Consider the following 19158-nt stretch of genomic DNA (forward strand, 5'->3'; position numbering starts at 1 on the left):
GATAAATTCCGAAGCTACGATGCCCTGATCTGCTGTGGATATCGCCACCTGAGGATCGATCACAAGAAACGATTCAGCTCCGGAAAGGTCTACATCAACAGCCTGGAGGGATTCTGGGCTGTGTCAAGCTCGGATAGACAACCCTTGGCCGGTTCATCCCGCCATCACCAGGGAGATCGAAGAGAAAGGAATCTTCCAGGATCGCCGGCTTTAAGCCTAAAAGTCGATACTCAATCTGACCCTGTCTTTGGGATGAGGGGCATCAACGCCTCTTATCCGATCCTCTTTTTACTATTCGTCCAAAAATCGGATCACTTCGCCGTCAGGGATGGGTCTAAGGCGGCCTCCTTCGTTCATGTCGCGCACCATTCCAGCGGTGATGAGGGCCTCGTCAGGGTACCCCCGCTGCTCCCAATAGCCCGGGACGTAGCGGTCCACCAATTCGATCTTGACCACGCTCTTGGCCGACTTATAACCCCACAGATAGGGACAGAACCCACGGACAGGTCCTCCGTAATCCTCTTCTAAAAGCTCTCCGTCGAACTCGTAGGCGAGGAGGGTCTTCTCCCTGAGGGCCACTTCCATGGGGAGGGAGGTATCGTAGATCATTCGATAAGACCAGAAGCGGACGTATCGGGCCCTGGAGTCGACCTGAACCGCATCCAGCAGGTCCGATATCTTTATCCCTCCCCACTTTCCTCGGACGGAGAAGCGCGTCACGCTCGTGAGCCTGGCATCGGCGATCGACTTGGGAAAGGCCATCAAATCCTCCCAGGTGAAGCGTTTGGGAAGGCTGCAGAGACCTGTCACCTCGACTGTCCAGCTCTTCCGGTCGAGCCTTCCCGGGTGGCCCTCCGCCCAGAAGATCGGTGTCCTCAATTCCTTCAACCTGCTCATGCGAACCTCCTCTTTTGAAGCCTTTTGGAACGACCCTTGATAGAAGCCCCCTTTTTCTTGACGGGAAGCTTCACCACATTTTGAAAATGGCGAACCACATAGTAGGCATCCACCTCGACCTTCAGCAGTGCACAAGTGGGGGAGGAGACAAACTCTTTGAGGTAGGGGTGTTTGGCCAGATAGAGTTTTTGAAAGCGGACCCTCTCTCTGCCCTCCGTCTCTTTGACCACCCCGGTCGCGGTCACCGCCGCCGCCTGATAAAAATCGGCCTCCTGGTTCGATCGATTGTCCACGACCATGGCGATCCTCGGGTTACTGGAGATGTTGTCATATTTCCGGGTGGCCCGGGTGGTTGCAAAGAGGAGGTGCCTCAGGTCACGGGTCGCGGCAAAAGCGACCAGGCTTCCGTAGGGTTGCTTTTCGCTCTGGGTGGCCAGAACGGCCAGCCGTTGCGTCGAAAAGAGATCCTTCAAAAAGGATTTCAGCGTCCCGGTCTTTTCCATCTGAACCTCCCTCATCCTCTTTCGAGAAAATTCTCGGCAACCGTCAGATGTCGTTTCATCCTTCTCCTGCCCATTCGATCAATCCGATCTTTACGCTTCTTCGACCCGAGGATTCGATTCGGAGGAGGGCCATGCTGGGATGGAAACCCCCATGGGAATCTTCTTCCGGTTCTCGGGATCGAAGCTCCACTTCCCCCCGATGGGCCTGTCCCCTTCGAGCAGGATCTTCAACCTCTTTCTCTGGGCCATGTAGAAGCGGGTCATGGAGAAATGACCGGCCCCTTTGAAAAAGCTGAGGAGCCACTCCTCGGGGGTGAGAGATGCCGGGCTGGGTAATCGGTGAAGGCCCATCCGTCCCTTTCGGGCCTCTTGCTTCAACCCTTCTTCGAGCCCCCTGTCCACCGGGTCCACAAACCAGATCTCTTCGACCTTCTTTTGGCGAAGGGACTTAAAAAGATCCTCTCGAAAATCGAGGGAGTGGAGGCGATAACCTTGCGCCTCAAGCCTTTTCTTATAGGCCTGCATCGAGGCCCGGTGGAGCAGAAGTTTTTTCTTGTGGAATTTGAGGGGGATCGCCCCTCCGAAGAAGAAGCAAGGGGCCTCCACCAAAAAGATCTCCCTCTCCTTCGAGAGGACGGGAGAGGATTTAAAAAGTTGATGGGGGAAGATGAGGGCGGCCTGCTTCATGAGATGTCCCTTTGCGGCCAAAGCTTCCGTTTCAGTCTGTAAAACGAAAGCGCCAGAGCGCAATGACGAAGAAAAAAGACGCAAACCCAAGAAGAATGGAGACCTCCGGGAGAACGGCGTTGACCCCAAGGCCCCTCAGGATCACATCGTGATATCCGGCCAACGCCCAGGCGTGAGGGGTAAAGAGAGAAAGCGTCTTCATCCAATCCGGCATGATAAAAGAGGGCACCATCAGCCCCCCCAGGGCCGACAGGCTCACCGCCAGGAGCACTGAGAGGCCATTGACCTGAGCTTCGGTTCGGCCCAGCGCGGCCACGAAGAGCCCCATTCCATTGGCGGAGGCCGCAAGGGCCAGGGAGACGAGGATCAAAGCGGGGAGGGATCCGATCCGGATCCCGAAGATCAAGACCCCGATGCAGAACATCAAGGCCGTTTGAATCAAGTTGACGAGATAGTAGGGAAGAAGTTTTCCGATGAGGAGTGTGGCCTTGGAAAGGGGGGCGGAGAGAATTCTCTGAAAGGTGCCGTCCTGCTTCTCTTTCAAGAAACTGGAGGCCAAGGTCAGGACGATGAAGAAGACCCCAAATATGGTGTAGGCCGGGACATTCTGTTCGATCGCTGTGGGACGCCGCTCGAACCGATACGATTTGGGGAAGGTATGGATCACCTTCACCCTCGAGGGCCGAATTTCACCCCCGAGGGGAAGAGAGGTCCCGCCCCTGGAGGGGAAAGGCGCTAAAAAGGCCCGTTGCTCGATCACACCTGCGATGGTTCCTTTAACCGTGGCCAGCAGTTGAGCATTCATGGCCGGATCGCTCAAGAGACGAACGGTCGCCTCTCTCCTTCCGGAGCCCTCCCCCCTCTCCATCACCGTTTCCGTGAACCCCTCTGGAAAGAGGAGTGCTAAGGGATAGATCCTCTGCTCGATGAGGTCTTCCGCGATCTCCGAGGTCAGGGGTCTGCCCTCGTGAGTCTCCATCAGGACAAACCCTTCGATGCGTTTGAGGTCGACGATGGCTTGGTCTGCCAGTGGGCAACCCGGTTGACGAACGACCAGGATGCGGATCGGGTGACTTTTGCTCCCCGCTTCAAAAACCCCCTCCAAGGCAAAACTCATCACCAGAATAAAAAAGATCGGCATGATAAAGAGGAGGGCCAAGGCTTGACGATCCCGAAGCAGGACCTTCCATTCTTTAAGAGTAATGGCCATCACCCGGTCGATCATCTCATCCGTCCCTGAGGGTCCTGCCGGTTAAATGGATAAAGACCGTTTCCAGATTGGGCTCCGAAAGGTGGAGGGTTTTGAGTTTTCCCTCCTCGCTTCCCACGAAATCGAGCAACGCCCTCGAGGCCTGCTCAAGATGCGCTGTTTCGATGAAGAACACACGCTTCTGCGGGTCCACGATCGTGACCGACCCCACCCGTCTCATCTTTTCGATCAAAGGGTCATCGGCCTCGCCGTTCAGCTCGAGACGGATCATCCCCCTTCCGAACTCCCGGATGAGTTGGGCCGGAGGACCCAGGGCGATCACCTTTCCCCAATCCAGAATGGCGATGCGCTCGCACAGGCGATGGGCCTCCTCAATGTAATGGGTGGTGTAAAGAAGGCTCATGCCGGCCTGGTTCAGGGAACGTAGGCTTTCGAGGATGGCCATCCGGCTTTGCGGGTCTACGCCCACCGTGGGTTCATCGAGGATGAGCAGGTCGGGCTCGTGGAGGAGACCTGCCGCAATATTGAGGCGTCGCTTCATCCCGTGGGAGAAGGTGCCTACCGGCTGGCCCGCCCGATCCCACAAGGAGACGAAGGTTAAGGCATGGGCCACCCGTTCTTCCAGGTGTCTTCCTTTTAAGCCATAAAGCCTCCCGAAGAAGATGAGGTTGTCCCGTGCGGTCAAGGAGGGATAAAGGGCCAGGTTCTGGGGGACCAAACCGAGTTTCGTCTTGGCCTCCAGGGGGTTTGATAGGAGGTCGATCCCGTCGATTAGGATCCGGCCCCGGTCCGGAGGGATCAATCCGGCCAGTAGCCCGATGGTCGTCGTCTTGCCCGCCCCATTGGGCCCCAGAAGGCCAAAACACTCTCCCCTTCGGATCTCGAAGGTTAAGCCCTGAACCGCATCGACCTTGCCGAAACGTTTCCAGAGGTCTTTGACCAGAAGGATGGGGTGGTTTTTCGTTGTGGAGGACCCTTTTCCCCTTTCCGGGGTCAAGAGACGGCCGAAGCGGAATCGATTATACCTCTGGGCGATGATGAAGGGAAGATTTTCGGCCAGGGCATAGAAGATCATGACCCAACCCACCCAAGTGGGATTCCACAGGAAGAAGAGGGGGGCGAAGAGGATGAAGATCCAATGGGTGGCCTCGGCCCGACAGGTCTCGACGAGGAATGCCTCGAAATAGCTCTGGTCCTTCCCGTTCAGTTGCTTTTTCGGAAATCCAAACCTTCCGAGAAAGGAGGCCCCGTCGGGCAGGTGTTGCTTCCACTTTTTAACCTTAAAGACGTCTTGGTAAAGGTCTCCCCCTTTTTCCCAGCTCCTCCCCCGATAAAGCCAACCCTTGGGATTGAAATGGCGGGCGGGCACCCTGACCATCAGGGCGACGACTCCGATGTGAATGATAAACCAGATCACAAAATCGATGACGATGGTCCAGAAGGTGGGAAGGTGAATCAGCCTCAACATGCTATGCCTTCCTGACCCCGGTTCTGACCTCCCTCCCCTTCCAGCGGACTTTCCGGAGGAGGAGGATTCGAAGGAGAGAGGTGATAAAAATGGCGATGAAGAAGAAGAGGGGGATCGGATAGAGGAGGGCGGTGGGAAAACCGAAGTTTCCTATTTGCCTTAGCCTTCCGTGAAGTTGAAACACATAAAGACCATAGAGAAAGCCCCACCCCCAAACGTCCGCCAGCGGTCCGAGAAGCATCGATTGGATCAGCTCTCGGGCACTGCCCACGGCCCCGAATATCCAGGCGATGATCATCAGGAGGGTGGGCCGGGAGGTCGCCTTGGCCCCTGTCCCAAAGCCCTTGCTGAAGCCCTCGACGAGCGAAGGCAAGCCCTCGGGGTACATCCGGAAGGCTATGGTGCCTTTTCCACCAAAACCGTGGACGGGCAGGCCGGCGGCAAGGAAGGCCTTTCCGAGGGAGAGGCTCTCCAAGACCTCCCCTTTGACTCGCGCGTGGCCCCCCACATTCCAATAATCGTCTCGAGCACAGATCATACAGGGTCCGAAGGCGCCCGAAGGCCGCACCTTCGATCCCAAAAGGGTGAAGGCGTTGACCCCTGCCACGGTGAGGAGGTTGAAGAAGGCCGAAAGTCGCTCATAGGCCTTTTCCATCCGGTGATAGGGCTGGAGGGTGACCAACCCCCTCAGCTCCAGGTAGGCCGATACGATCTTTTCAAGACCGTCGGGTTCCATCACCGTATCGGCATCCAGGAAAAGGAAGAGTTCCCCTGTGGCCTTCTGGGTCCCTTGCCAACAAGCCCAGTTCTTCCCGGTCCACCCCTCGGGCAGGTCTGTGATCGAGATCACAAGACAACCCTCCCTTCGGGCCACCTCGGCCGTCTCATCATTGGACTGGTCATCGATGACGATGATCTCGTGGGGTTTAATCCCCTGCCGGCGAAGGGAGGGAAGTAGGACGCCGAGCCTCTTTGCTTCGTTGCGGGCAGGAATGAGAATGGAGAGTTTTGGAATCGGATGGGGAAGGGATTTCTTTCGGACGAGAAGCGGAATGTTCCATAAAAAGATGAAGCCGAAAGACCAGAAGAGAAAGAGAAGGTAGAATTTATCGATGACCATCGAGAAAGGTTAAGCGGAGGTGCCTACAAGGCTTCGTAGGGCCTCTCCAATCCGGGGGTACTTGAAGACGAACCCTCCTTCCAGTAACCTCTTCGGAAATACCCGTTGGCCTTCGAGGATGACGGAGCCGAACTCTCCCAAAACCAGTTTGATCATGAAGGCGGGGGCGGGCATGAACGATGGCCGGCCCAGAACCTCTCCAAGGGCCTTGGCGAGGTCCCTGTTCCTCACAGGGTTTGGAGAGCAGAGATTGACCGGCCCTGAAATCTCGGGATGCTCGATCAGAAAGACAAAGGCCTCTGCGAGATCCTCGATGTGAATCCAAGAGAACCACTGCTTTCCGCTTCCGATCGGACCTCCGAGGAACTTCTTGAAAAGGGGGATCATCTGTCCGAGGGCCCCTCCCTTCTCTCCCAAGACGATCCCGAAGCGGGTGAGGACGACCCGGGTCCCCTTCTCCTCCGCCTTTAAGGCTTCGGCCTCCCATTCGACCGCGATCCTGGCCAAGAAGTCGTCTCCTGGGGGAGAATCCTCTGTCAGTTCCTCGTCGCCGCAGAATCCGTAGTAGCCCACCGCGGAGGTGCTGAAGAGGGTGAAGGGTTTTCGAGAGGCCACCGGGATCGCCTCCACGACGTTCTGGGTGGTGAGGATCCGGCTCTCCCGGATGGCCCGTTTATGCTCCTCCGTCCACTTGCTGAAGATGGAGGCCCCTGCGAGGTTGATGACCGCATCGTGGGCTTGGACGGCCTGTTGCCAGGGGCCCCTCCGGGTGGGATCCCCTTCTAAATAGGAGACCCCGGATGGAGCCCTCCTTCCCCCTTGCAGGGAACGGGTCAGGACGGTGATCTCGTGCCCCTCCTGGGTCAACCGGTCGATCAGGCGCGTCCCGACAAACCCGGTTCCGCCCGTCATGAGGATCTTCATCGCTCCCCCCTCCGATCCCCTATTTTTTGTCTCCGATCAAGGGCAAGACCTTGTCGATGCGGAAATAGACGAGATATTTGGTCCTGTCTTTATAAACGGTATAGGCGGGACAGGGATCCTTCCTGCGGATCTGCTCGATCAGGACCGTGTCCTTCTCTTCCTTCAGTTTGGTCAGATAGAGCCTCTTTCCGACATAGCCCGGCTTGTCCTCCATGAAGAGGTAGGCGGCCTTGGGGTTCGACTGGAGGTTCTTATGCATCAACCGATCGGCCATGATGAAGGCGACCGTCCTTTCGCTGATGAAATGGGGCCTTCCGTAAATGGCCATCCCGACCTTTCCATCGGCATCCGCTGTGGCGATCACGCCCCGACCCTGGGTCTTCTCGAAATATTCGCTGAGCTTCATAATCCCCCTCCTTCGCTGGATTTAGAATCCTCTCCGTATCATGATAACTCGAAATTTTGAAAAAGACACGTTTCAACGGAGCTCCTGGACCTTCCTCACATATCGATCCGCATCGAATTTCCTCTTCAGGCCCTTGTCGTTCATGTACCTCACGGTCCCGAAGATGGGCCGTTCCGCCCAGGGGCGGTCGTGTTTCCCGAAGCACCAGGCCACGCCTGTGAACCCGTTGGGATCCCTCCCGTCCAGCTCATATCGGTTGTTAAGGTATAAGGCCGATCGGAAGGCCTCCTCAGGCGTCGGGCTCCACTCGAGGATCTTCTTCCCCCAGTACATCCTCATGTAGCCGTGCATCTTTCCGGTGAGGACCATCTCCCTCTGGGCCGCGTTCCAGTAAGGGTCGTGCGTCTTCGCCCTCTCAAGCTCTTCGAGGCTATAGAGATAGGGCCGTCTGTCCTTTCGATGGGACGAAAGGGTCTTCCTCGCCCACTCTGGAATCGCCTCATAGGAATCGTACCTGAGGTTGTAGAAGACGAAGTTCATGCTCAACTCCCTCCGAACGATCAGCTCCTCGAGGTAGGCCTCGGCCCCGGGGCTTCTGACCTCCCTCACTTTTAGGGCGATCCTCAGGGGCGAGATCTGTCCGAAGTGGAGGTAGGGACTCATGTGGGAGAGGGCATCGCAGGTGGGATCGTTTCTCAATTCCGGGTAACGATCGAGCTTCCCCTCGATGAAGACCTTGAGAAGGCGATGGGCCTCGTGGGCCCCTCCCTGGAAAGAGGAGACCTTTTTCACGCTCCGATCGATGCGAAGCCTCCGGAGGGCCCCATCGAGATCGTCGAGCTCGAAGGAGTCGAATTCGAGCCCGAGGGAGGAGCACCGGGGTTCCCGGTTGGGGAGGGGGACCAAGAAGTAATCGAGTTTTTTAAGGATCTTGGGCCGAAGCGTCGCCGCCGCATACTCCTCTTTTGGGGAGGCCTCCTCCACCGGAACGATCACGTCGCTTTCGACCTGGATCAAGGGGCAGTCGACCCGCCTGGCCACCTCCTCCCTCCAGCCTCTCTGGATCCTAAGGTATCCCCGATCCACCACCACGAGGGAGGCCTTTTTGGCCATCTCGACCGCTCCCTTTTCGGGTGAGATGTGCCGGATGACCATCCGGATCTTTCTCTCCTCGAGGGATCGCTTGGTCTCCCGCAGGCCTTCCAACATGAAGGCATAGTGCCTCTCGTTCGCCTCGGGAAAGCGATCGGTGATCCCGAAAAAGACGACCAGGGGTTGGTCGAGCTCGTCGGCCTTCGAGATGGCATATTCGAGGGCATGATTCTCCTCGGCCCTCTGGGAGGCCTGCATCCAGTAAAGGACGTATTGGCCTTTGCGAATCGGTCGGGCGTTGAGGGCCTTGAGTCTCTCCTTCTGGATCATTTCCCTAACGGTTTAAGATATAGAGGGCGTAATTGAGGACCGCTGCAAAACTGACCCAGAGGTGGTAAGGGAGCAAAAGGAACCCGGCCCACCTCGAAACTTGGAAGAAGAGGTAGATCGTCAGGAGAATGGCCGGCCACAAGAGGAGGATGTCGATGAGTCCGAGGAGGGGGGATCGGAGGCCAAAAAAGGCGATGGACCATAGCGTATTGAACCCCAATTGGACGAAGAAGAAGACCAAACCGGCCCGCGCCCGGGGATGATCCTTCCTCTGCCAGACCAAAAAGAGGGATATCCCCATCATGACGAAAAGGCCGATCCAGACGGGGGTGAAGACCCAGTTGGGCGGGGTGAAGGGAGGCTTCTTCAGGGCCTCATACCAGGTGGGGATGGCGGGCGTGGTAAAGAGGGAGCCGATGAGGCCTGCCAGCTGGCAGAGGAGGAGGCTTGCGGCCAGTTTCCCCAAATCCTTTAGATCGATCCCTCGTTTAAATCCCTTCAGGAAACACCTTCCTTTTCTGCAGTCGAAATCAGGTCCAAAAACTGCTTCAGGATGCGGGCCGTTGCGCCCCATATCGTATGGGGCCCGTACTGATAGGCCGGTACGATCTCCCGCCTTCCCATCCGGGTGATCTCCTGCTCGGTGAGGTTCTCCTTCTTGAGCAGGAAGGAGAGGGGGACCTCGATCAACTCCGCGATCTCGATGGCACTGGTCCGGAACGGGTAGGGATAGGGGAAGAGGCCGACAAAGGGCGTGACGATGAACTGGGTCACGGTCAGGATGTCGTCCAAGGTTCCAAGGATTTGGACATCCTCTTCACGAAGGCCGATCTCCTCGTAGGCCTCCCGGAGGGCGGTCTTCTCGAGACTCGCATCCTTTTCATCGACCATCCCGCCAGGGAAGGAGATCTCGCCCTTATGATATTTCACCAAGTCGGTTCTTTTGGTCAGCAGGAGATGGCAGGAGCCGTCTTTTTGGAACAGGGGCACGAGCACCGCGGCACGGGCATAATTAGGGGGATGATCGATGACCCTTCTCTCCCTCGAAGAGAGGACCTGGATGATCCGGTCGATCGAAATCCTTTTTCGATCCTCCATCGCGAACCCGAGTCAGAGGGTCGATCTTAAGGGGGGCTCCTTGATCCTACAAGGCCCCCGCTTCTTTCAAGAATTCCTCAAGGGTCATGATCCTCAACAGGGGATAGAGGGCGAAGTCCCGATAAAGGTTGAGGCAACCCTCATGGATGGCCTGGCTCCGGCTGGCACAGCCATCCTCTAAGATGATAACCGAAAAGTCGTGGCAGAGCCCGTCCATGGCCGTCGTCAGGACGCAGCATTCCGTGGTGATCCCGGTGACGACGATCGTGTCGATCCCCCAGGTGCGGAGGGTCTGATCGAGATCGGTCTTGAAGAAGGCGCTGAACCGCCTCTTCGGAAGGACCATGTCCGAAGGCTCGGGTTTCAGCTCGTCGATGACCTCGGCCTCTTCGGTCCCCCGAAGCGAGCGGGGCTTCATCCTCCCCTTGAAGATGAAGTCCTCTTTCAAGAAGCTGTCGCAGGCGAAGATGATGGGATAGCCCCTCGCCCTTCCTTCTTTTAACAACCTCTGAAGGGTGGGGATGATCTTTCGGGCCTCCTGGGTGATCGGAAGTCTCGATCCCTCTTGGAAGGTATCTTTCAGCATATCGACCACAACGATGGCAGGCTTCATGAAAGGGTCCCTCCGCGGCTCATTTCACTCTGAAGACCTTTTTGGCGTTCTCCGTGGTGGCCTCGGCGACCTCCTCGAACGACACCCCTTTGATCGCCGCGATCTTCTCAGCGGTATAGCGAACATAACCGGGTTCGTTTCTCTTCCCCCGAAAGGGAACCGGCGTGAGGAAGGGGGCATCGGTCTCGATCAATAGGGAGTTCAGAGGAAGCTCCTTTACGAGCTCCTGGTAAGGGCCGCTGTTTTTGTAGGTGATGCTTCCGGGGATGGAGATGTAGAACCCCAGATCGATACAGGCTTTTGCCATCGCCCCGTCTCCCGAAAAACAGTGGATGACCCCTCCGTTCTCCCAGCCTTTTTCGGATTTCAAGATCTCGAGGGTCTCCCGATGGGCGTCTCGGTCGTGGATCACGATGGGAAGTTTGAACTCCCTCGCCAGGGCGATCTGCTCTCGAAAGCGTTCCACCTGCACCTCCCTGGGAGAACGGTTTCGGTAAAAGTCGAGGCCGATCTCTCCCAAGGCCTTCACCTTTTTGTGTCGACAGAGTCGCCGGAGGAGCGGATAGGTCCCTTCGTCGATCTCCCTGGCGTTATGGGGGTGGACGCCCAAGAGGGCATAGACGAATTCATGGGCCTCGGCAATCTGAAGAGTCCTTTCCCAGTCACCCCTCTCGGTTCCCACCGTGAAAATGTATCCGACGCCTTGGTCCTTCGCCCTTTGGAGCACTTCCTCCAAATCCTTCTCATACTCGGGCATCTCGAGGTGGGCATGAGAATCGATGAGCATCCTTAACCCCCGGTCCCTCACTCCCTCTTTTGGGAAGGACTGCCAGAGGCCTTGAGCTGATGGAAGTAATCGGTCAAGGCCCTGGCCACCTCTTTGGACTTGATCAGAACGGAGACTTCGTTATTGCTCGTGAGGGAAGAGAAGACCCAGTTGGTGCTGCCGACCAGGGCCCATTCTCCGTCGGCCACCAGAGCCTTTGCATGCATCGTTTTAAAGAGGGGGTCGTAAGTCACCTCCACGCCTCCCTCCGAGAGGATCTTTCCCGTCTGCCGGTTCCGTTTGGTCGTCCGATCGTCGCCCTCCCGGGCCTCCAGGACGACCTCGACCCTGACCCCCCGCTTCTTCGCCTCGATCAATTCTTTGATCAGGAGATTGGAGGGGGTCTGGGGATACTTTTCATAATAGCCCATCTCGAACATCATGACCAACAGAGAGGACCTGGCCTCTCGGATCATTTTCCTCGCCACCTCGAAATATTGGGCATCGGTCACCACCTGGACGTCCTCGGCGGGAAGGCCGAGGACCGGTGAAGCAAAGAAAGGGGCAATCAACCACAGGGTCAGTAAGGCAAGACGGCTTTTTCTCATCACGATCCTTCTCCTTTATGGCTTCCCCGGCGGAGCCGGTCCATGATCGCCCGTCCCAGACCGACCTCGGGAACGGGTTCCGCAAAGATCGCCTCCAGGCCGGACCTGTCGAGGCGCCGGAGGGCCGAAAAGAGGTTGGCCGCGGCCTCTCTCAAATCCCCCTTCTCCGAAAGGACCTCCACCGCGTCAAATCTCAAGGAGGGCCTGATCCGGTCGAAGGCGAGAAGGCCGATTCGCCTCCCCTCGTAACGGGCCACATCCGCCTCGGACCAATCGAGGAAGACCGGCGTCCGGGCCGCATAATGTTTAGAGAGCATCCCGGGGGCAAGAGGTCGATGGCCCTCAAAGGGGCCGATCTCCACCTGGCCGATCACCGATTCGATCTCTTCGAGGGGAACTCCGCCCGGCCTCAAAAGACGGGGCCTCTCATCGACCAGGGAGATGATGGTCGACTCCACGCCCACCTCGCAGGGGCCTCCTTCCAGGATGAGATCGACCCGGTCCTCCAGTTGTTCACGGACATGTTCGGCGGTGGTGGGACTGACATAGCCAAAGGGATTGGCGCTGGGTGCAGCAATGGGACAATCGGCGGCCTGGATGAGTTCGAGGGCCAAGGGATGCTTCGGCATGCGGATCGCCACCGTGGGAAGGCCACCCGTCACGATCTCGGGCACCTCCTCCCTTTTTTTGAGGACCAAAGTGAGGGGGCCGGGCCAGAACCGATCGATCAATCGCCGGGCAGGGGAGGGCAGCTCCATGGCGAGCCGATCAAGCTCGTTCAACCGGGCGATATGGACGATGAGGGGATCGAAAAGGGGCCGCTGTTTGACCTCAAAGATGCGGGCCACCGCCAAGGGGTTGAAGGCATCGGCTCCCAATCCATACACCGTTTCCGTGGGAAAGGCCACGATGCCGCCCTGCCGGATGATCCGGGCAGCCTGATCGATCATTGGCTTCTCTTTTATCTCCATCTCAACTTTTTATGGGCCGACAAAGCCCTTTCGATGGCCTCCTCCGCGCTTCCGGCCAGGGCGGTGAGGTGTCCCATCTTCCGTTTGGCCTTGGCCACCTTCTTGCCGTAGAGATGGAGTTTTACCTTGGGATCTCGAAGGGCCTCTTCCACACCGATGAGCTCATTGCCGTTTCCCTCTCCGAGGAGGTTGACCATGGCCACGGGAGAGAGAAGCTCGGTCGATCCGAGGGGGAGGTCGCAGATGGCCCTCAGGTGCTGTTCGAACTGGGAGGTCACGCAGGCGTCCAGGGTGTAGTGGCCGCAGTTGTGAACCCGGGGCGCGATCTCGTTGACCATCACCTTTCCATCCTCTAAGAGGAAGGTTTCGACGCAGAAGGTCCCAACGATCTGGAGGGCCTCGGCAATCTTTACCGCAATCTCGATCAATCGGTCTTCCACGTCCCGACCGATCCGGGCCGGTACCGAAGAGAGGTGGAGGATATTCTCTCGATGGACGTTTTCGGCGATGGGGAAGGTCACCACCTGGCCCGCCTTATTCCTGGAGCAGATGATGCCCAGCTCCTTCACAAAGGGGACGAACTTCTCCCAGACCAGCGCCTTCCCCTGGCTGAGCTCCTCCAACCGGTGAAAGGCTTCTTCGGCCTCTTGCTCGTTTTGGATGACGATCTGCCCTTTCCCATCATATCCGCCGAAGATCGTCTTCAGAACCGCAGGGAGCCCCACCGTCTCCCTTGCGACCTCCAGATCCTTAAGGGTCTCAATTTTACAAAAACCGGTCACAGGGATCTGATGGGAACGGAGGAAGTTCTTTTCCAGCAACCGGTTTTGAGTCACCTCCAACACCCGGCTCCCAGGAGAGACCTCTTTTCCTGCTTGCTCGAGGCCTTCCACCACCCGGACATGGACGTTTTCAAACTCATAGGTGATGAGGTCGCAATGGCTGGCCAGTTCCTGGGCCGCCGCCAGATCATCGAAGGGGGCCTGGACCTGACCGTCCGCGACCTGACCGCAGGGAGAGTCCGGCTCGGGATCGAGCGTCCAGATCCGGTAGCCCATCCGCTTGGCCTCCATGGCGAACATCCGGCCCAGCTGGCCGCCGCCCAGCACGCCGATCGTCTTGGGAGGAAGTATCATCTCTCGTTCATCCTTTAATGCGACTGTTTTCCAGAACAGCCTTGGTCATATTTTCCATATAGGTTTTTAATTTCTCTGCGATATCGGGATGCTTGATGCCGAGGATCCTTGCCGCCAGAAGCCCGGCGTTGTGGGCGCCTGCCGTTCCGATGGCCACGGTGGCCACGGGAATGCCTGCGGGCATCTGGACGATGGAGAGCAGGGAGTCCAGGCCTTTCAAGGCCTTCGATTCGATGGGAACGCCGATGACGGGCAACGTCGTTTTCGAAGCGGTCATCCCCGGAAGATGGGCCGCTCCTCCCGCGCCCGCGATGATCACCTCGAGCCCTCGGTCCCTTGCCGTCTCGGCATATTCGAACATCCAGTCCGGGGTTCGGTGGGCCGAGACGATGCGCATCTCGTAAGGGATGCCTAACTCGTCGAGGATTTTGGAAGCTTCTCCCATCGTCTCCAGATCGGACCGACTTCCCATGATGATGCCCACCAGAGGCCTCTCCATAAGCTCCTCCGTCTTTGCGATTCTTCTCGTTCGATTTTTCAACCTCCCCCTTATCTTAAGAAATTTCCTTCCCTTTCACAAGAGAACCAAAAAGCCCTCTCCAGGGCGACAGAGAGGGCTTTTGGGCCGGCTCGAACCGATCGGGTTTATGCCGAGGCCATCCTTCTTCCGACGACCATCTTCCTTCTCAAGATCAGTTTGGTGAGCTCGATGATGACAAAGATCGCCAGACCGAAGCCGGTGATGAGGACCATATCGGAGAAGGACGGCTTCATGATCCCAAAGGCCTCCCGAACAGAGGGGATCTGGACGAGGATGGCGATCAACACGATCTCCCAGGCAATGGCAATGATCAACCACTTGTGGGGAGGGGCTTTGAAGATACTGTAGATGAGGGATCGGCAATTGAGGGCGACCACCAGTTCGATGACGACGAAGAGGAAGAAGACCTCTGTCCTCGCCTGGGTGATATCCGTCAGTTTGTGAAAGAAGAGGAGGTAGAAGAAGGGGCATTCGATCAGCACCGCCCGAAGGATAAAGGATTTGACGTCCCATCCGAAGACGCTCTCTTTGGGATCTCTCGGCGGCCTCTTCATGATATCCGGGTCTGGCGGCGAGACGCCCAGGGCGAGGGCAGGCAGGCCGTCCGTGGCCAGATTCATATAGAGGATGGCCGCCGGCAGAAGGGGCAGAAATTCGGGCCCCATCGCCAGGACGATTCCGCCGATGACGATCACCTCGGTGAAATTGCACTGGAGGAGGTAGGCAAGGTATTTTTTAATGTTGTCGTAGATCCATCGGCCCCGTTCGATGGCCTTCACGATGGTGGCGAAATTGTCGTCGCTCAGGATCATATCCGAGGCCTCTTTCGTGACTTCGGTCCCTGTGATGCCCATGGCGATCCCGATGTCGGCGTGTTTGAGGGCGGGGGCATCGTTGACGCCATCGCCGGTCATGGCGACCACCTCTCCCCTGTTCTTCCAGGCCTTCACGATCTTCAGCTTATCCATGGGCGAGACCCGGGCATAGACCGTCACTTGGTCGACGATCCGTTCGAACTCCTCATCCGGCATCCTCTCCAACTCCTCACCGGTCAAAACCCTGTCGCCCTCTTGATAGATCCCGATCTCCTTGGCGATGGCGACGGCCGTCAGCTTGTGATCTCCTGTGATCATGATCGGTTTGATCTGGACCTGTTTGCAGACCTTGATCGCCTCGATGGCCTCCTCCCTGGGCGGGTCCATCATGCCCGCGAGGCCGAGAAAGACCATGTGATGTTCCAGATCCTCCTCCGTGCACTGGATCGAATCCGGGCACTCTCGAAAAGCTACCCCCAGGACCCTCAAAGCCCCTTGGGCCATCTCTTCGTTGACCTGTAAGAGCTCTCTCCGTTCCTGCTCTCCCAGCTTTCGGATCTCCCCGTCCAAGAATATGTGGGAGCATCGTTCCAAGACGGTTTCGGGAGCGCCCTTCATAAAGGCCACCCTCTTTCCATCGGCCATCTGGTGAAGGGTCGTCATCCGTTTTCTCTCGGAGCTGAAGGGAATCTCTTCGAGGCGGGGGTTTTGAACCCTGGTATAGGTCTGTTCAAATCCGGCCTTGAGGGCCGCCACCATCAGGGCCAACTCCGTCGGATCGCCCTTGAGGATCCATTTTCCCTCTTTCTGTTCAAGGGAACAATCGTTACAGAGGAGCCCTCCCTTCAAAAATAGATGGAGGGCTTCACTCTCTATGGGGTCTCGACCCCCGGCCCTTTGGAACTCCCCCTTGGGATCATACCCGGTCCCGGTCACGTCGAAAAGGTGGCCGTCGACATAGATCTTTCTTACGGTCATCTCCCCTTTGGTCAGCGTCCCCGTCTTGTCCGAGCAGATGACCGTCGTGCAGCCCAGGGTCTCCACGGCGGGCATCTTCCTCACCAAGGCATTCTGCTTCGCCATCTGCCGCATCCCGATGGCGAGGGCTCCTGTGACGATGGCGGCCAACGCCTCAGGGACGGCCGCGACGGCCAGGGCGATGGCGAACATCACGACCTGAATGATAAAGGCGAAATCGATTTTGCCCCCCAAGGCCTCCCTGAGGATGCTGATGGTTGCGACCAGGAAACAGATGGAGAGGGCAATGATGCCGAGCCATTTGCCGATCTCTTCGGTCCTCTTTTCGAGAGGGGTTTTTTCGGCCTTGACCGAGGTGACCTGCTCTGCAATCTTCCCGAACTCCGTAAGCATTCCGGTGGAAGTCACGACGGCCTTGCCCCGTCCGAAGGTCACGGTCGTGCCCGTAAAGACCATATTCTTGCGATCGTTGACCCGGGTCTCCTCAGCCAGGGGGCTTACCTCTTTGCTGACCGGCACGGACTCCCCCGTAAGCGGGGCCTCGTCGCACCGCAGGGAGTGGCTCTCGACCAATCGGCCGTCAGCGGGAATCCGGTCTCCGGCTTCGAGCAGCAGGATATCTCCAGGGACGAGGTCTTTAGAAGGGATCTCCTCTTCGCGGCCACCCCTGAGGACGGTGATCGTGGGAGTGAGCATCTTTTTCAGGGCCTCCATGGCCCGCTCGGCCCGGTACTCCTGAATAAATCCCAGGAGGGCGCAGAAGAGGACGATGACGGCGATGATGGCCGCATCCACCACCTCGCCCACCAAGGCCGAAAGGACGACCGCGACAAGGAGGATGAGGATGAGAATGTTCTTGAACTGGTTGAAGAAGAGGGTCAGGGGGGAGACCTTTTCTTCCTTCTTCAGCTCATTCGGCCCGTAAAGTTGGAGTCTTGCCCTCGCCTCTTCATCGCTTAATCCCCGGAGAGGATCGGTTTGAAGCTCCTGAACCACCTGAACCGCATCGAGCGAATGCCAGGCTTTCTTCGGCAACGGATGGGCCATGCCCGCACCTCCTCTTTCGTCAATCTTTCATCAATGGGACCTTCCTGGAGTGAGGAGCCTCCCAGAAGGGTTTTTTAGTGGGATAGGATAAACCATTCTTCAAAAAATCACAAGAAAAAACCCCGGCGTCCGTGAAGGGCCGGGGTTGGCTTTGGTAAACCCTGGAGTGGTGGCTGAAAATCCAAGGGTAGATCATGCGTGGGATGCAGAGGGTTTGACGGGACTCTCCTTCATCGTCTTTCGCATGATGTAGATGGCGATATTGAGCGTCACCCATAAAATGAGGAGGACGACGAAGACGCCGGTGAAGCGGATGAAGAGGGTGGCCAGGACCCAGGTCCAGCTGTCCTTCTGGATGGTCACGAAGGTTTTAGGGCCATCCTTCTTCGAAATTCGGATGGCGTGCCATTTGGAGACCCCCTGATCCTCGATGTACATCTCCTCCTCCCAGTTCCGGTATCGGGCATCGGGATATTGCAGGAGCGCCTCTTTATACCAGGCGAAGACCTTATCGTAGGGGAGTCCATATTCCAGGACGAGACGCCCCGATTCTTCTTTGACCTTGTTGCCATCCGGCATGATCGGCGCTCCGATCCACTGAGGTCCCTTGGGGATGACCAGGGAGGAATCGATGGGACCGATAGATTTCTTTGCCTTTTGGGAGGCTTCTCCTCCCTTCTTTTCGCTCGGAGTCGCTTCTTGGCCTGACTCCTGAGCGGCTGCTGAGATGCCGACCATCAAAAAGATGAGCGCGAGAACCATCACGGTGATTTTCGTCCTTTTCATCACACCCTCCTCTTAATCGAACATGGCCAGGAGCATGCCCGCTGCTGCCGGAGAACCGATCGACCCGCCCAGGCAGGCGCCCATCGCATGCATCAGCAGGTAATTCTTCTTGTCGTACTTCTGACCCCATACCTGGGCCACGCGGGGCGACATGGGGATGGCGGAGACCCCTGAGATCCCGATGATGGGGTTGATCTTCTCCTTAACGAAGAGGTTCATAATCTTTACGGTCAGGATCCCCCCTGCGGTGCAGACCATAAAATCGAGGAGGCCCAGTCCGAAAACGGTGAGCGGTTTGGGGGTCAGAAAGACCTCTGCCTGCATCGAGGCCCCGATGCTCACCCCTAAGAGGACGGTGACCACATCCATCATCGGACCGCCGATGGTCTTGGTGAGCCGGGGAACGACCCCGCTCTCCCGCATGAGATTTCCGAACATGAACATCCCCATCAGGGGCATGACCGCCGGAACGAGAAGGGCAACGATCCCGCCGCAGACCAGGGGAAAGAGGATCTTCTCCGTCTTAGAGACAGGCCTCAAGGAGGGTTTCATCCGGATGAGGCGCTCCTCTTTGGTCGTGAGCAGACGCATCACGGGAGGCTGGATGAGAGGGACCATCGACATATAGGAATAGGCCGCCAAGGTATTGGCGCTCAAAAGGTGGGGCGCAAGCCGTGCGGTGAGGTAGATCGTCGTCGGGCCGTCGGCCCCGCCGATGATGCCCACGGAGGCCGCCTCCTTGATGCTATAGCCGAACAGGATCATTCCCGTGAAGGTGACGAAGACCCCTAACTGGGCCCCCGCCCCGATCAGAAGCATCTTCGGGTTGGCGATGAGGGGGCCAAAATCGGTCAAAGCGCCCAGCCCTAAAAAGATGAGGCAGGGGAGCAACTCCCACATGATGCCATATTTATAAAAAAACTGGAGCAGTTGTGGATGCCCGTCCTCGGTATAGCCGAAAAGAGGCGTGTTTGGAAAATTCACCAAAAAGATGCCAAACCCGATCGGAACCAGAAGGTTGGGCTCAAATTCCTTAACGATCGCCAGATAAAGGAAGAAGAGGCCGATACACCACATCACGATCACCTTCCAGCTCATGAAACCGAGTCCGGTGGTCTGGAAGGTTCCGACAAGGAGATCCCATATTTCACCCCAACTCATC

Annotated in this window: 20 protein-coding genes; all 20 read right to left on the bottom strand. The window is 57.5% G+C overall.

Annotation, left to right across the window (positions count from 1 at the left end):
* Positions 1-291 precede the first annotated feature (291 nt).
* Positions 292-897 carry a molybdopterin-dependent oxidoreductase gene (locus N3G78_10645; GenBank protein ID MCX8118379.1) on the bottom strand — a complete coding sequence of 202 codons (606 nt, stop codon included), beginning with the start codon at positions 895-897 and terminating at the stop codon, positions 292-294.
* Positions 894-1400 carry a pyridoxamine 5'-phosphate oxidase family protein gene (locus N3G78_10650; GenBank protein ID MCX8118380.1) on the bottom strand — a complete coding sequence of 169 codons (507 nt, stop codon included), beginning with the start codon at positions 1398-1400 and terminating at the stop codon, positions 894-896. Before N3G78_10650 ends, N3G78_10645 begins: the two co-directional genes overlap by 4 nt.
* Before the next feature lie 90 nt (positions 1401-1490).
* On the bottom strand, positions 1491-2087 hold the full coding sequence (locus tag N3G78_10655) for a cryptochrome/photolyase family protein (protein ID MCX8118381.1): 597 nt from the start codon (positions 2085-2087) through the stop codon (positions 1491-1493).
* Positions 2088-2118: 31 nt separating this feature from the next.
* Positions 2119-3312 carry an ABC transporter permease gene (locus tag N3G78_10660; GenBank protein ID MCX8118382.1) on the bottom strand — a complete coding sequence of 398 codons (1194 nt, stop codon included), beginning with the start codon at positions 3310-3312 and terminating at the stop codon, positions 2119-2121.
* Between the two features lies 1 nt (position 3313).
* Positions 3314-4765, bottom strand: coding sequence for an ATP-binding cassette domain-containing protein (locus N3G78_10665; protein ID MCX8118383.1), 1452 nt, complete (start codon positions 4763-4765; stop codon positions 3314-3316).
* Position 4766: 1 nt separating this feature from the next.
* Positions 4767-5885, bottom strand: a complete 1119-nt coding sequence (locus N3G78_10670) for a glycosyltransferase family 2 protein (protein ID MCX8118384.1) — start codon at positions 5883-5885, stop codon at positions 4767-4769.
* Between the two features lie 9 nt (positions 5886-5894).
* Complete coding sequence (locus tag N3G78_10675; protein ID MCX8118385.1) at positions 5895-6809, bottom strand: TIGR01777 family oxidoreductase; 915 nt, start codon at positions 6807-6809, stop codon at positions 5895-5897.
* Between the two features lie 19 nt (positions 6810-6828).
* Complete coding sequence (locus N3G78_10680; protein MCX8118386.1) at positions 6829-7215, bottom strand: pyridoxamine 5'-phosphate oxidase family protein; 387 nt, start codon at positions 7213-7215, stop codon at positions 6829-6831.
* 72 nt (positions 7216-7287) lie between these two features.
* Entirely contained in the window at positions 7288-8637 is a 1350-nt protein-coding gene (gene phrB, locus N3G78_10685; GenBank protein ID MCX8118387.1) for a deoxyribodipyrimidine photo-lyase, read from the bottom strand.
* 4 nt (positions 8638-8641) lie between these two features.
* Positions 8642-9103, bottom strand: coding sequence for a tryptophan-rich sensory protein (locus tag N3G78_10690; protein MCX8118388.1), 462 nt, complete (start codon positions 9101-9103; stop codon positions 8642-8644).
* Between the two features lie 32 nt (positions 9104-9135).
* Positions 9136-9735, bottom strand: a complete 600-nt coding sequence (locus N3G78_10695) for a CoA pyrophosphatase (protein MCX8118389.1) — start codon at positions 9733-9735, stop codon at positions 9136-9138.
* A 46-nt stretch (positions 9736-9781) separates the two neighbouring features.
* Positions 9782-10348: a cysteine hydrolase gene (locus N3G78_10700; GenBank protein ID MCX8118390.1), complete on the bottom strand. Its 567-nt coding sequence runs from the start codon at positions 10346-10348 to the stop codon at positions 9782-9784.
* 19 nt (positions 10349-10367) lie between these two features.
* Positions 10368-11135: a TatD family hydrolase gene (locus tag N3G78_10705; GenBank protein ID MCX8118391.1), complete on the bottom strand. Its 768-nt coding sequence runs from the start codon at positions 11133-11135 to the stop codon at positions 10368-10370.
* Positions 11136-11152: 17 nt separating this feature from the next.
* Complete coding sequence (locus N3G78_10710) at positions 11153-11722, bottom strand: phospholipase D-like domain-containing protein (protein ID MCX8118392.1); 570 nt, start codon at positions 11720-11722, stop codon at positions 11153-11155.
* A complete protein-coding gene (locus N3G78_10715) occupies positions 11722-12672 on the bottom strand; it encodes an L-threonylcarbamoyladenylate synthase (GenBank protein ID MCX8118393.1) in 951 nt (316 codons plus the stop codon). The genes N3G78_10710 and N3G78_10715 overlap by 1 nt, the downstream gene beginning before the upstream one ends.
* Positions 12673-12683: 11 nt before the next feature.
* Positions 12684-13829: a 5-(carboxyamino)imidazole ribonucleotide synthase gene (purK, locus tag N3G78_10720; protein MCX8118394.1), complete on the bottom strand. Its 1146-nt coding sequence runs from the start codon at positions 13827-13829 to the stop codon at positions 12684-12686.
* Between the two features lie 7 nt (positions 13830-13836).
* Positions 13837-14328, bottom strand: coding sequence for a 5-(carboxyamino)imidazole ribonucleotide mutase (purE, locus tag N3G78_10725; GenBank protein MCX8118395.1), 492 nt, complete (start codon positions 14326-14328; stop codon positions 13837-13839).
* A 146-nt stretch (positions 14329-14474) separates the two neighbouring features.
* A complete protein-coding gene (locus tag N3G78_10730) occupies positions 14475-17210 on the bottom strand; it encodes a cation-translocating P-type ATPase (GenBank protein ID MCX8118396.1) in 2736 nt (911 codons plus the stop codon).
* A 192-nt stretch (positions 17211-17402) separates the two neighbouring features.
* Positions 17403-17996 carry a hypothetical protein gene (locus tag N3G78_10735; protein MCX8118397.1) on the bottom strand — a complete coding sequence of 198 codons (594 nt, stop codon included), beginning with the start codon at positions 17994-17996 and terminating at the stop codon, positions 17403-17405.
* Between the two features lie 12 nt (positions 17997-18008).
* Complete coding sequence (locus tag N3G78_10740) at positions 18009-19157, bottom strand: sodium ion-translocating decarboxylase subunit beta (GenBank protein ID MCX8118398.1); 1149 nt, start codon at positions 19155-19157, stop codon at positions 18009-18011.
* Between the last annotated feature and the right edge of the window lies 1 nt (position 19158).

The sequence above is a fragment of the Thermodesulfobacteriota bacterium genome (assembly GCA_026415035.1).
GTDB lineage: Bacteria > Desulfobacterota > BSN033 > BSN033 > UBA1163 > RBG-16-49-23.

Bases quoted from the DNA above. Each gene is read 5' to 3' on its own strand.
- N3G78_10645 (MCX8118379.1), bottom strand. From the start codon at position 897: ATGAGCAGGTTGAAGGAATTGAGGACACCGATCTTCTGGGCGGAGGGC.
- N3G78_10650 (MCX8118380.1), bottom strand. From the start codon at position 1,400: ATGGAAAAGACCGGGACGCTGAAATCCTTTTTGAAGGATCTCTTTTCG.
- N3G78_10655 (MCX8118381.1), bottom strand. From the start codon at position 2,087: ATGAAGCAGGCCGCCCTCATCTTCCCCCATCAACTTTTTAAATCCTCT.
- N3G78_10660 (MCX8118382.1), bottom strand. From the start codon at position 3,312: ATGATCGACCGGGTGATGGCCATTACTCTTAAAGAATGGAAGGTCCTG.
- N3G78_10665 (MCX8118383.1), bottom strand. From the start codon at position 4,765: ATGTTGAGGCTGATTCACCTTCCCACCTTCTGGACCATCGTCATCGAT.
- N3G78_10670 (MCX8118384.1), bottom strand. From the start codon at position 5,885: ATGGTCATCGATAAATTCTACCTTCTCTTTCTCTTCTGGTCTTTCGGC.
- N3G78_10675 (MCX8118385.1), bottom strand. From the start codon at position 6,809: ATGAAGATCCTCATGACGGGCGGAACCGGGTTTGTCGGGACGCGCCTG.
- N3G78_10680 (MCX8118386.1), bottom strand. From the start codon at position 7,215: ATGAAGCTCAGCGAATATTTCGAGAAGACCCAGGGTCGGGGCGTGATC.
- phrB (MCX8118387.1), bottom strand. From the start codon at position 8,637: ATGATCCAGAAGGAGAGACTCAAGGCCCTCAACGCCCGACCGATTCGC.
- N3G78_10695 (MCX8118389.1), bottom strand. From the start codon at position 9,735: ATGGAGGATCGAAAAAGGATTTCGATCGACCGGATCATCCAGGTCCTC.
- N3G78_10700 (MCX8118390.1), bottom strand. From the start codon at position 10,348: ATGAAGCCTGCCATCGTTGTGGTCGATATGCTGAAAGATACCTTCCAA.
- N3G78_10705 (MCX8118391.1), bottom strand. From the start codon at position 11,135: ATGCTCATCGATTCTCATGCCCACCTCGAGATGCCCGAGTATGAGAAG.
- N3G78_10710 (MCX8118392.1), bottom strand. From the start codon at position 11,722: ATGAGAAAAAGCCGTCTTGCCTTACTGACCCTGTGGTTGATTGCCCCT.
- N3G78_10715 (MCX8118393.1), bottom strand. From the start codon at position 12,672: ATGATCGATCAGGCTGCCCGGATCATCCGGCAGGGCGGCATCGTGGCC.
- purK (MCX8118394.1), bottom strand. From the start codon at position 13,829: ATGATACTTCCTCCCAAGACGATCGGCGTGCTGGGCGGCGGCCAGCTG.
- purE (MCX8118395.1), bottom strand. From the start codon at position 14,328: ATGGAGAGGCCTCTGGTGGGCATCATCATGGGAAGTCGGTCCGATCTG.
- N3G78_10730 (MCX8118396.1), bottom strand. From the start codon at position 17,210: ATGGCCCATCCGTTGCCGAAGAAAGCCTGGCATTCGCTCGATGCGGTT.
- N3G78_10735 (MCX8118397.1), bottom strand. From the start codon at position 17,996: ATGAAAAGGACGAAAATCACCGTGATGGTTCTCGCGCTCATCTTTTTG.
- N3G78_10740 (MCX8118398.1), bottom strand. From the start codon at position 19,157: ATGAGTTGGGGTGAAATATGGGATCTCCTTGTCGGAACCTTCCAGACC.